Here is a 10,990-nt window from a genome sequence, read left to right on the forward strand (position 1 = left end):
GCCCCTTGGCTTAACGACCAGCGCCTGTCACTGGTCCTTTTCGCAGTTGACCATCCACGAGGCGCCGAAGCGGTCGACCAGCATGCCGAAGCGCGCCGCCCAGAAGGTGGCCTCCAACGGCATCTGGACAGTGCCCTGGTCCGCCAGCGCGGCGAACACCCGCTCGGCCTCGGCGATGCTGTCGACATTCAGCGATATCGAGCAGCCGTGGATGCCCGAATAGGGCCGATCGGGCGTGCTGTCCGACCCCATGATGGCCTGGTCGCCCACCAGCAGGCGGGTGTGGATGATCAGGTTGTGATACTCGGCGGGAACATGTTCGCGGGCGGGGCTTTCGCCGAAGGTCATCATCACTTCGAGGGTGCCGTGCAGGCACTGGGCGTAGAACTTGAAGGCGGCTGCGCAATCGCCGTTGAAGATCAGGTAGGGATTGATTTTCACGCTGGTGACTCCCGGATGGCAGGGGCGCGGGCACGCCGGGTGAGCTGGCCCGCTGGCAAAGGCTGATGGGTTGAGACCTCCACTAGCAAAGCCTAAACCGGTGTGGCAGTGGGCTTGTTCTTAGACGGTTTTCTCATGGGGCGGTGGCGGGTTATCGCCCTGGGTGCCCCTTGTCAGGCCCGCCGCCCAGTCGGCGGCGGGCCTGGGGTGGCGCTACACCAGCCGGGTCTGGGGCATGCCCAGCAGGCCGGTCAGGCGATCCATGATCGCCTGCTGCCGGGCACGGTCGGCCAGGTAGTCGGCCTCGGCGCTGGCCACATCGGCCGAGCAGTGCGGGCAGGTGGTCTCGTGGGCATGGATGTACTGCCAGCAACTGCGGCACAGGGCCAACCGGGTGGGCAGGCGCCCTTCCTCGGGGGATTTCTGCCCCTGGTTGATCCATGCCAGCTTGATCACCTGGCCGCTGTCGCTGACGCTGCTGAGCGTCTCGCCGGTGTCGATGCGTTCGGTGATCAGGTCGAAGCGCCCGACCGCGAACGAGGCCTTGGCGGCGTCCTCGAGCTTGACGATGCGTTCGCGCAGGCCCTTTTTCTGCAGGTCCAGGGCGCGGTAGTGGCAGTACGGATTGTTGCCGGGCTTGCCCAGCAGCGAGTGCGAGGTCCAGGTGCAGCCGCCGCGGCACACGTCGTTGTAGTAGCAGGTGCGGCAATACCCCCAGAGGTCGTCGACCGAGCGCAGGCGGCCAAAATGCATGCCTTCGCTGTAGTGCCAGATGTCGTGCAGGTTCATGTCGCGCACATTGCCGCCGGAGAACCCCACCGTCGCCAGCGACGGGCAACCCTTCACCGTGCCGTCGGCCTCCAGGGCCAGCACCGTTTGCCCGGCGGCGCAGCCGCTCCAGTGCACGCGCTCGTCACCGAAGCCGCGCCACATATGCTCGTAAGGGCCGTAGTAACCGATGTTGTTGCCCACGTTCATCAGCAGGCCGCGTTCCTGGCCTTCGCGGTAGAGGCGCGCGAGCAGCGGCATGACGTCCAGCAGTTGATAGGGCTGCAGCAGCAGTTCCGGGTGATCCACCGCGTTGCCCATGGCCACCGTCAGCTGGATCTGCCAATGGGTGGCGCCCAGTTCGATGATCAGGTTCATCAGCTCCGGCAAGTCGGGCAGGGTGGCCGCGCCGATCTGCGTGTTGACGCTGACCGCGAGCCCGGCCTGCTTGGCCCGGCGCAGGGTGTCCACGGCCTTGTCGAAGGAGCCCGGGACGTTGCGCACGGTGTCATGCAAGGGCGCCAGGCCGTCCAGCGAAACCCCCACGCCGTTGAGCCCGGCCTGCACCGCGGCCTGCATTTTCGCCGGGGTGAGGTTGCGCCCGCCGGTCTGGATCGCGCAGTAGATGCCGTGGTCGTGGATGGCCTGGATCAGGCGGGTCCAGTCCTTGCGCAAATAGGCTTCGCCGCCGATCAGGGTGACCTCCCGCGTGCCGAGGGCGGCGAGGGCGTCTATCACGTCGAGGCATTCCTGGGTGTTCAGTTCGTTGGGGCGTCGATGGCCGGCGCGCGAGCCGCAATGCAGGCACTTGAGGTCGCAGGCGAGGGTGATTTCCCAGACCACATGCACCGGTACGTAACGCTTGAGGTCGGTTTCGCTGAGGTAGCGGGCGGGGCGATTGGCTGACATGGGCAGTCCTTTGGGCGCACACAGGCGCGCGGCACGAACCTGGCGGATGTCCGCGCCGTCCCTGGCACTGCCGGCCCGGGCGGACATAGGGTTTGCCAGTGGCTAACCGGGCCTGGCCTCGAGGCAGGAAGGCCAGGCCCGGACGCCACCGCTCAGCGAGCTTCGAGGCGGGCGATCTCGGCGTTCAGCTGCTGCAAGGCGCTGCGCAGCGCATCGCTGCTGGCCAGTTGCTGCTCGCCCTGGCGGACGACCGCCTTGAGCTGCGCCAGGTCACCGCTGCTTTGCGCCTGCTGCACCGCCACCGCATACAGCGGCACGGGGTGATGAGGCACAGGCTCGGGGTGCGGGATCGACGCCTGGCTGACCGTGGCGTGCTGCACGTCCTGCCAGCTGCCCTGGTAGCAGTATTTGTAGCTGGCGAAACCGCTGGCCCAGTCGAGCCCGAGAATCCCGTGCAGGTGGAAGGTCGGGGCGATCTGGCTGGTCGGGCCGCTGGGATTGCCGGTCAGGCTCAGGATGATGTGGCCTTCGCTCGACGGGTGCAGCTGTGCCTTGGAATAGTCGCCCCACACGTCGGCGAAGAAGTTCACCGACGGGTAGGTGCTCTTGAACACTCGGGCCACGCCGCTGACTTTTTTCTGCACGGTGTTGACCAACAGGTCGAGGGTCAGAACCGGGGCACCCAACAGCCCCGTGGTGGCTTGGATGCGGGTATGGAACAGTCCAGTTTGCATGGTGCAACTCCTTGTTCTTGTTCAGAGAAGCCGGGTGGGTTGGCACGCCGTGGTCAGCGCCGCTCGAGCCGGCTGATCTCGTCCTTGGCCGCATCCAGCGCGCTGCGCAGCTGGGGCAACTGGTCCAGTTGCTGCTGGGCCAGGCTGGCCAGGCTCTTCATCTGGGTCAGGTCGCCGCTGGCGATGGCGCCATGGATCGGCGCGGCATACAGCGGGGTGATCGGTGGATACGGCAGCAGGACCGGCCCGGGTTCCAGCGGTATTGGCAAGGCTGACAAGGCGTAGGAGGGCACCGACCCGACGAGGTGGGCCGGGGCGTTCTCCACCGATACCCAGCGCTGGCCGTTGTAGTACTGATAGTTGGCGATGCCGTTCTGCCAGTCGTGGTCCACCACCAGCTGAATCTTGAACGTGACGATCGAGTTCGAGGCCGGCCCGCCCTGGTTACCCTGGGCGGTGACCAGGATCTTGCTCGAGCTGGGTGGCATGACGGTCAGGTAAGTGTATTGCCCCCACACATCGGACTGCAGGTCCAGCGGCGGGTTGGTGGCCTGGGTCAGCACCGAGGTGCCGCGCACGGTCTGTTCGGGGGTATAGACCAGAAGGTCGAGGGTAAGGCTCGGCGCGCCCGGGGTCGGATTGCCGATCCGGTAGCTGAGCGGAAACAGGCCGACAGGGGACGAAATGGAACCGGACATGATTGCCTCCAGTGCATTAGAAAAGGGAACGGCCTTAGCGCCGTTCCAGACGGGCGACTTCCTGTGCCAACTGTTCGTAAGCGCTGCTCAGTTCTTTGGATTCTTTCTGGGATGAATCGCGTTGTTTGAGCAGGGACTTCATCTGCGGCAGGTTGCCGAGGGAGATTGCTTTCTGAATCGCCACTCCATAGGGCGGAATGACATGTTGCGAGGATGAACTCATGGCGTTGCCTTCCGTGGGAGGTTGTAGAGACTGCGCTATCCGGCAGCTTTTGCAGTTAAGCAGGCCGGGCACGGGGCAAACGCAAGGGTGAACAAATAACTTTGAATAGCCGTTATCGGGAAAAAATATATTCAGGCGGGACAAGCCATTGGCGCGGCGATATAGCGCGTTTGGCAATCAGCAGTACGCGGCTTACGAAAAATAGATACAAGCGGCGGCGCGCACTTCGACGCCCTAAAGTGCGCGGAAAAGAACAGGATCGCCCGGCCCGGCGTCAGGCCACGGCACTCTGCGGCGAGCTGTTCAACAGCCGCTCCAGGGCGCCGCTGAGCAGGTGTTCCAGCAGGGTTTCGCGTTCGTGTTCGGCCAACGGCTGTTCGGCCAGCCAGCCGGGCGCACTGTTGAGCAGGCTGGCGATGGCATGCCCGGTGGCCAGCAGCGCGGCGTCGCCGAGCCGCGGCAGCGGGCCGAGGAGCAGCAGCAGGCGGCGTTCATATTGCTCGCGCAGCTGGCGCACGCGCGCCTGCTGGTCCGGGTTCAGGCAACCGCTGTCGCGCTCCACCAGGCGGAAATGCCGAGGCAGTTCCCGGTGCAGTTTCAGGTGGGCGCGGATCAGGCTGCGCAGGCGATCGTCGGGCGCCTTGCGCCGCCGTTCGATGCGTCCCACGGTATCGAGCAGTTCGTCGTAGAACTCTTCGATCAGGTCCAGCAGCAGGTGCTGCTTGCTCGGGTAATGGTGATACAGCGAGCCCGGGGTCAGCCCCAGATGGCTCGCCAGCTCGCGCATGCCGACCTGGCCGAAGCCCTTGCTGGCGAACAGCTCCAGGGCCTTGTCGCGGCTTTCGGCAAAACGCGAGCAACGCTCAGCCATAGCGGTGGAAGCCGCGTTCGGTCTTGCGCCCCAGGTAACCGGCGGCGACCATTTCCTTGAGCAGCGGCGCGGGCCGGTACTTGCTGTCGTTGAAGCCGTCGTAGAGGGCCGCGAGGATCGCCAGCAGGGTGTCCAGGCCGATCAGGTCGGCCAGGGCCAGCGGGCCGATCGGCTGGTTGCAGCCCAGGCGCATGCCGGCGTCGATGTCCTCGGCGCTGGCCAGGCCTTCCTGCAACACCAGGATCGCCTCGTTGATCATCGGCACCAGGATCCGGTTGACCACGAACCCCGGGCGGTTGCCGGCGGTGATCGCGACCTTGCCCAGGCGCGTGGCCATGTCCAGGGCCAGGGTGTGGGTCGCGTCGCTGGTCTGCAGGCCGCGAATCACTTCGATCAGGCCCATCACCGGCACCGGGTTGAAGAAGTGCAGGCCGATAAAGCGCTCGGGCGCGCTGACGCTGGCGGCGAGCTGGGTGATCGACAGCGACGAGGTGTTGGAGGCAATGACACAGGTGCTGGCAACCTGGGCGGCGATCTGTTGCAGCACCCGCAGTTTCAGCTCGAGGTTTTCCGTGGCCGCCTCGATCACCAGGTGCGCGTCGACCAGGCTGGCGTAGTCGGTGCTGGTGCGGATGCGCCCCAGCGTCGCCTGTTTCTGCGCTTCGTCCAGGCTGCCCTTGGCGATCAGCCGGTCGAGGTTCTTGCTCACCGTGGCCAGGGCCTTTTGCAGGGCGCCGTCGCTGATGTCCAGCAAGGTCACTTCGAACCCGGCCTGGGCACAGACCTGAGCGATACCGTTACCCATGGTGCCGGCGCCGATCACGCCGATATTCTGCAGATTCATCTTGGCTTCTCTTTCTTCGTCCGGGCGTGTCGCAGAGCAGCGCGAGCGCGTCTTGCAATGCAACCTTCGAGGCGCGAGTCTAGTGCCCGCGCCACCCCCGGCCTATGCCAAAAGCGTTCAGCCGCGCTGGCGTTTTTTGCCATGTCCACAGCCACAGAGAGCAGTCATTCCATGCGGGAAAAGGATTCGGTCGCGGTCTACTTCGTGCAGGTCATGGTCCACGCCTTGCGTGCCCAGCCCGAGCGCCTGGCCGCGGTACTGACCGAGGCGGGCATCGATCCGGCCTTGCTCGGCCAGCCCGAGGCGCGGGTGCCGGCCAGCGCGTTCGCCGCCCTGTGGCTGATCCAGATCCGCGAGCTGCGGGACGAGTTTTTCCAGCTCGATTCCCACGGCCTGCCGCCGGGGGCTTTCGCCCTGATCTGCCGTGGGCTGATCCAGGAACCGACCCTGGAAAAGGCCCTGCGCCAATGCCTGGCCAACTTCGGCCTGTTCCTGCGCGACTTTCGCGGCAGCCTCAGTGTGCGTGGCAAGCGCGCGGTGCTGAGCCTCGACAGCCAGCCTCGCGACGAAGCCACCGGGCGTTTTGGCGAAGAGACGTTCCTGGTGCTGATGATCAGCCTGCTGTGCTGGCTCGGCGGGCGGCGCATTGCCATCGACCGCGCCGACTTCCGTTATCCGCGCCTGTCCCTGAGCGACGATGCCTTGCTCTGGGGGCCGAACCTGACCTTCGGCGCCGAGCGCACCGAAATCGAATTCGCCAGCCGTTTCCTGCGCCTGCCGGTGGTCCAGGACCTGGCCTCGCTCAAGGTCTTTCTGCGCAGCGCGCCGCAGTGGCTGGTGATCCGTTTTCGCAACCAGCACGGCCTGGCGACCCAGGTCTATCAACGCCTGCGGCGCAGTCACTACAGCCAGTGGCCGACCCTGGAAGCCTTCGCCGGCGAGGTGCGGATCAGCCCCAGCACCCTGCGGCGGCGCCTGGAGCGCGAGGGCGTGTCGTACCAGGAAATCAAGGACGAAGTGCGTCGCGCCATGGCCGTCGAACTGCTGCGCCAGAGCCGCGCGAGCATCGGCGAAATCGCCGAGCGCACCGGCTTCCAGGAACCCAGCGCCTTCCACCGCGCGTTCAAGAAATGGACCGGCGAAAGCCCCGGCCGCTACCGCGCGCGGTACCAGCCGCCGACCTGACAGGCTGGCGCGCCCGCGTCGCCTTGCAAGCCGCTGGGGGATTCAGGCCGGGCTGCGGCCGGGCATCTGGATGCCGTGCCGCTGCACCCGGCGATACAGGGTCGCGCGGGAAATACCCAGGGCCCTGGCCGCCGCCACCGGCTTCCAGCGGTGGCGCACCAGGGCATCCAGCAACGCCTGGCGCTCGGGGCTGCCGCCGGTTTCCTGGACGGGCAGGGCGCCCGCGGGTTCGACCCCGCGCACCTGTTCCGGCAGGTCATGCAGCTGGATCAACGGCCCCTCGCACACCGCGCAGGCATAGCGCAGTACATGCCGCAATTGCCGTACATTGCCCGGCCAGCGATAACCCAGCAGGCATTCCAGGGCCGCATTACCCAGTTGCACCGGCGCCCCGCAGCGCTTGGATTCCTCCTCGACAATCCGCGTGATCAGCGCCAGCCGGTCGCTGCGTTCGCGCAGGGGCGGCAATTGAAAGCGCGCCCCGCCCAAGCGGAAATACAGGTCCTCGCGAAAGCTGCCCTCGGCCACCAGGCTTTCCAGGTCGCGGTGCGTGGCGCAGATCACCTGGATATCCACCGACCGCCGCTGTGACGCCCCCAGGGGCGCCACTTCGCCTTCGGCCAACACCCGCAGCAAGCGGGTCTGCAAGGCCAGGGGCATGTCGCCGATCTCGTCGAGAAACAGGGTGCCGCCATCGGCCTGTTGCAACAGGCCCTGCATGCCCTTGCCGGAGGCCCCGGTAAAGGCCCCGGCGACATAGCCGAACAGCTCGCTCTCGATCAGGCTTTCCGGGATCGCCGCGCAGTTCACCGCCACGAACGGCCGCTCGCGGCGCTGGCTGGCCTGGTGCACCTGGCGGGCGAAGACCTCCTTGCCGCAGCCGGTCTCGCCCTGGATCAGCACCGGCAGGTGGCGGTCCTTGACCCGCACTGCCAGGCGCAGGCTCTGTTCCACCCGCGGGTCCAGTGGCTCGCCGGCCAGGCCCAGGCCCAGGCGCGGGCGGCTCAGCGGCCGTCGTGGCGCCCGCAGTCGCCCGTGCAGCTCGGCGGACAGCGGGTGCAGCGCTTCATCCCGGGCGCGGTGCAGCCGTTGCGGGTCGAACACCTGGGCGATGTGCTGGGGCAGCTGGCCATAACGTTGCAACAGGTAGGCCCGGGCTGCCGGGTTCAGCGCGCGCAGGCAGCCGTCGTCGTCCCAGGCCAGCAGGTAGTCGGGCTGGCTGTCGACATAACCGGGGCTGGCATGGGCCCGCAGCAGCCAATAACCCTGGGCGCTGCTCATGAAGAACGCCTGCTCGATCTCTCGGGCGCTCTGCACCACCATTTGCCGAATCAGGTGTTGGGAACGGCGCTCGTCCGGGGAGCGCACCGCCGACACGTCCAGCACCCCCAGCAACTCGCCCTGGGGATCGAACACCGGGGCGGCGGAGCAGGTCAGGCCGATAAAGGCCGCGCGAAAGTGGTCGCGCTTGTGCACCGTGATCGGCGCGCGGGCGGTGAGCACCGCGGCCACGCCGCAGGTGCCTTCCTCGCCCTCCGACCAGCAGGTGCCCAGGTACAGGCCGGCCTTGCGGCAGTCGTTGCGAATGGTCGATTCCACCCGGTAGTCGATGGTCCGGCCCTGGGCGTCGGTGAGCAGCACACAGTAATCGGCGTCGCGCACCCGGCCATGGAGGCGCGCCACTTCTTCGCTGGCAATGCGCAGGAACAGTTCGGAGCGCTCGCGGCATTGCTTGAGCACGTCCTGGGACAGGATGCGTGGCCCCTGCAGCGAACCGGGGTCCAGGTGGTACTGCTCCATGGAGCGGCGCCAGGAGTCGAGGATCAGGCTCGGGACCGGCGCCTGGGGCAGGTGCGCGGCGTTTTTCAGGACCCGGCTGACGCAGTCCACGTGGGCTCTGGAGTGTGCGGAAAGCATGAAGGCCTCCGGTTGCAGCTTCTTATCGTTGTGGGCGCAATTAAGCGCCGATCCGCCCGCCTCGACAAGCGCCGGCTGCCCCGGCGGCGGGCGTGAGACGCAACGTCTCAAGGTCTCGCCAAGGCCCCGTGCAACCTGACATGCAACGTCTCATCGACGGTGCTGGCCAAGCCGTCCTCATAGTCGCGGCAAGCGCTCTGGATCGGCCTTGTCCGGGTTTTCCAGGGCAATTGGCACCGGCCTTGCTCTATGCCTGAGTAATCCGCCCTGGCGGGTTCATCCAAGAATAACAACGAGGTGCCCCATGTCTTGTCCTGCCTGTGATCCGCCCGTGGTGGCCTTGTGAGTCGCCGCCCCCTGAGCGTGGGCATCATCGCCAACCCGGCCTCGGGCCGCGATGTGCGCCGCCTCACCGCCAACGCCGGGTTGTTTTCCAGCACCGACAAGGTCTCGGTGATCCAGCGCCTGCTGGCAGCCTTCGGCGCCACCGGCATCGAGCAAGTGCTGATGCCCACCGACATGACCGGGATCGCCGCCGCGGTGCAGAAGAACAGCCGCAGCCGCCAGGCCCGGGACAACCACTGGCCGGCCCTGGAGTTCCTTGACCTGACCCTGCGCCAGAGCGTCGCGGACACCCGCCAGGCGGCGCGCTGGATGGCCCAGCGCGAGGTGGCGCTGATCGCCGTGCTCGGTGGCGACGGCACCCACAAGGCGGTGGCCGCCGAGGTGGGCGATATCCCGTTGCTGACCCTGTCCACCGGCACCAACAACGCCTTCCCGGAACTGCGCGAAGCCACCAGCGCCGGGCTGGCCGGCGGCCTCTACGCCAGTGGCCGGGTGCCCGCTGCAATCGCCCTGCGGCGCAACAAGCGCCTGCTGGTGCGCGAGCCGTCCCGGGGCCTCTGCGAAGTGGCCCTGGTGGACGTGGCGGTGTCGCCCCTGGCCTTTGTCGGCGCCCGGGCCATCAGCCGCGCCAGCGACCTGGCCGAGGTCTTCGTGACCTTCGCCGAGCCCCAATCCATTGGCATTTCCGCGCTCTGCGGGTTGTGGCTGCCGGTCACCCGCCAGGAGCCCCACGGCGCCTGGATGCGCCTCGACCCGCAATCCCCCGAGGCGCTGCTGGTGCCCCTGGCCCCCGGCCTGTTGCAGGGCTGCGGCGTGCTTGACGCCGGCTACCTGCAAGCCGACATGCCCCAGCCGCTGTGCCTGAGCGCCGGCACCCTGGCCCTGGATGGCGAGCGCGAGATCGAATTCAACGCCCATGACCGGCCCACGGTCACCCTCGATGGCGGCGGCCCGCTGAGCATCGACGTCAACGCGGTGCTGGACCACGCGGCGCGCCAGCGCCTGCTGGCCATCGACCGCCAGCACCGGCAACACCCCGTGAACCTTCAGCCCCAAGACACCCTGGAGAATAAAAATGTCGACACCTTTGACCACTGAGCAGTTGCTGCATGCCTACCGGGTGATGCGCACCATCCGCGCATTCGAAGAACGCCTGCATGTGGAGTTCGCCACCGGCGAGATCCCCGGTTTCGTCCACCTGTACGCCGGCGAAGAGGCCTCGGCCGCCGGGGTCATGGCCCACCTGCGGGACGATGACTGCATCGCCTCCAACCACCGTGGCCACGGCCATTGCATCGCCAAGGGCGTGGACGTGTACGGCATGATGGCGGAGATCTACGGCAAGAAGACCGGGGTCTGCCAGGGCAAGGGCGGCTCCATGCACATCGCCGATTTCGAGAAGGGCATGCTCGGCGCCAACGGCATCGTCGGCGCCGGCGCGCCGCTGGTGGTGGGCGCGGCCCTGGCGGCTCGGCTGCAGGGCACCGACGGCGTGTCGGTGGTGTTCTTCGGCGACGGCGGCTCCAACGAAGGCGCGGTGTTCGAGGCCATGAACATGGCCTCGGTGTGGAACCTGCCGTGCCTGTTCGTCGCCGAGAACAACGGCTACGCCGAAGCTACCGCGTCCAACTGGTCGGTGGCTTGCGATCACATCGCCGACCGCGCCGCCGGCTTCGGCATGCCCGGGGTGACGGTGGACGGCTTCGACTTCTTCGCCGTGCACGAGGCCGCCGGCGCCGCCGTGGAGCGGGCCCGGGCCGGCGAGGGCCCTTCGCTGATCGAGGTCAAGCTGACCCGCTACTACGGCCACTTCGAGGGCGACGCCCAGACCTACCGCGCGCCCGACGAGGTCAAGCATTACCGCGAGCACAACGACTGCCTGATGCAGTTCCGCGAACGCACCACGCGCTCGGGATCGGTCCAGGCCAGCCAGCTGGAGCGGATCGACCAGGAGGTGGACGCGCTGATCGAGGACGCGGTGCGCAAGGCCAAGTCCGATCCCAAGCCGAGCCCCGCCGACCTGCTCAGCGACGTCTACGTCGCCTATCCCTAACG

11 protein-coding genes are annotated in these 10,990 nt (G+C 67.2%); 3 read left to right on the plus strand and 8 right to left on the minus strand.

Features of this window, described 5'->3' with window-relative positions; genetic code table 11:
- Positions 1–27 precede the first annotated feature (27 nt).
- From IF690_RS11190 to IF690_RS11220, 7 genes are all read right to left on the minus strand, one after another.
- The gene (locus tag IF690_RS11190) at positions 28–441 is read right to left on the minus strand and encodes a VOC family protein (protein WP_202700074.1); all 414 of its coding nucleotides are present in this window, start codon (positions 439–441) and stop codon (positions 28–30) included.
- Between the two features lie 213 nt (positions 442–654).
- Entirely contained in the window at positions 655–2,118 is a 1,464-nt protein-coding gene (locus IF690_RS11195) for a GDL motif peptide-associated radical SAM/SPASM maturase (protein ID WP_202700075.1), read from the minus strand.
- 152 nt (positions 2,119–2,270) lie between these two features.
- A complete protein-coding gene (locus IF690_RS11200; RefSeq protein ID WP_202700076.1) occupies positions 2,271–2,852 on the minus strand; it encodes a DUF1842 domain-containing protein in 582 nt (193 codons plus the stop codon).
- A 53-nt stretch (positions 2,853–2,905) separates the two neighbouring features.
- On the minus strand, positions 2,906–3,550 hold the full coding sequence (locus IF690_RS11205; RefSeq protein WP_202700077.1) for a DUF1842 domain-containing protein: 645 nt from the start codon (positions 3,548–3,550) through the stop codon (positions 2,906–2,908).
- Positions 3,551–3,584: 34 nt separating this feature from the next.
- Complete coding sequence (locus IF690_RS11210; RefSeq protein ID WP_038580430.1) at positions 3,585–3,773, minus strand: DUF1843 domain-containing protein; 189 nt, start codon at positions 3,771–3,773, stop codon at positions 3,585–3,587.
- Positions 3,774–4,047: 274 nt separating this feature from the next.
- Positions 4,048–4,644 carry a TetR/AcrR family transcriptional regulator gene (locus IF690_RS11215; protein ID WP_202700078.1) on the minus strand — a complete coding sequence of 199 codons (597 nt, stop codon included), beginning with the start codon at positions 4,642–4,644 and terminating at the stop codon, positions 4,048–4,050.
- Positions 4,637–5,488, minus strand: coding sequence for a 3-hydroxybutyryl-CoA dehydrogenase (locus tag IF690_RS11220; protein ID WP_202700079.1), 852 nt, complete (start codon positions 5,486–5,488; stop codon positions 4,637–4,639). The genes IF690_RS11215 and IF690_RS11220 overlap by 8 nt, the downstream gene beginning before the upstream one ends.
- 171 nt (positions 5,489–5,659) lie before the next feature.
- Here IF690_RS11220 and IF690_RS11225 point away from each other — a divergent pair, with 171 nt between their 5' ends.
- Positions 5,660–6,673, plus strand: coding sequence for an AraC family transcriptional regulator (locus tag IF690_RS11225; RefSeq protein ID WP_202701388.1), 1,014 nt, complete (start codon positions 5,660–5,662; stop codon positions 6,671–6,673).
- A 42-nt stretch (positions 6,674–6,715) separates the two neighbouring features.
- Here IF690_RS11225 and IF690_RS11230 read toward each other — a convergent pair whose 3' ends face one another.
- Positions 6,716–8,590: a sigma-54-dependent Fis family transcriptional regulator gene (locus tag IF690_RS11230; RefSeq protein ID WP_202700080.1), complete on the minus strand. Its 1,875-nt coding sequence runs from the start codon at positions 8,588–8,590 to the stop codon at positions 6,716–6,718.
- Positions 8,591–8,932: 342 nt separating this feature from the next.
- On the opposite strand from IF690_RS11230, the gene IF690_RS11235 reads away from it, so the two are divergent.
- Together IF690_RS11235 and IF690_RS11240 are read left to right on the plus strand one after the other, a co-directional pair.
- Positions 8,933–10,033 carry an ATP-NAD kinase family protein gene (locus IF690_RS11235; protein WP_202700081.1) on the plus strand — a complete coding sequence of 367 codons (1,101 nt, stop codon included), beginning with the start codon at positions 8,933–8,935 and terminating at the stop codon, positions 10,031–10,033.
- Positions 10,011–10,988: a thiamine pyrophosphate-dependent dehydrogenase E1 component subunit alpha gene (locus tag IF690_RS11240; RefSeq protein WP_038580416.1), complete on the plus strand. Its 978-nt coding sequence runs from the start codon at positions 10,011–10,013 to the stop codon at positions 10,986–10,988. The genes IF690_RS11235 and IF690_RS11240 overlap by 23 nt, the downstream gene beginning before the upstream one ends.
- Positions 10,989–10,990 lie beyond the last annotated feature (2 nt).

This window comes from Pseudomonas sp. SK3(2021) (assembly GCF_016772375.1).
Taxonomy (GTDB): Bacteria; Pseudomonadota; Gammaproteobacteria; order Pseudomonadales; family Pseudomonadaceae; genus Aquipseudomonas; species Aquipseudomonas chlororaphis_I.

Coding starts and splice junctions, on each gene's coding strand:
- IF690_RS11240 (WP_038580416.1), top strand. CDS start 10,011: ATGTCGACACCTTTGACCACTGAGCAGTTGCTGCATGCCTACCGGGTG.
- IF690_RS11205 (WP_202700077.1), bottom strand. CDS start 3,550: ATGTCCGGTTCCATTTCGTCCCCTGTCGGCCTGTTTCCGCTCAGCTAC.
- IF690_RS11215 (WP_202700078.1), bottom strand. CDS start 4,644: ATGGCTGAGCGTTGCTCGCGTTTTGCCGAAAGCCGCGACAAGGCCCTG.
- IF690_RS11230 (WP_202700080.1), bottom strand. CDS start 8,590: ATGCTTTCCGCACACTCCAGAGCCCACGTGGACTGCGTCAGCCGGGTC.
- IF690_RS11200 (WP_202700076.1), bottom strand. CDS start 2,852: ATGCAAACTGGACTGTTCCATACCCGCATCCAAGCCACCACGGGGCTG.
- IF690_RS11195 (WP_202700075.1), bottom strand. CDS start 2,118: ATGTCAGCCAATCGCCCCGCCCGCTACCTCAGCGAAACCGACCTCAAG.
- IF690_RS11220 (WP_202700079.1), bottom strand. CDS start 5,488: ATGAATCTGCAGAATATCGGCGTGATCGGCGCCGGCACCATGGGTAAC.
- IF690_RS11210 (WP_038580430.1), bottom strand. CDS start 3,773: ATGAGTTCATCCTCGCAACATGTCATTCCGCCCTATGGAGTGGCGATT.
- IF690_RS11225 (WP_202701388.1), top strand. CDS start 5,660: ATGCGGGAAAAGGATTCGGTCGCGGTCTACTTCGTGCAGGTCATGGTC.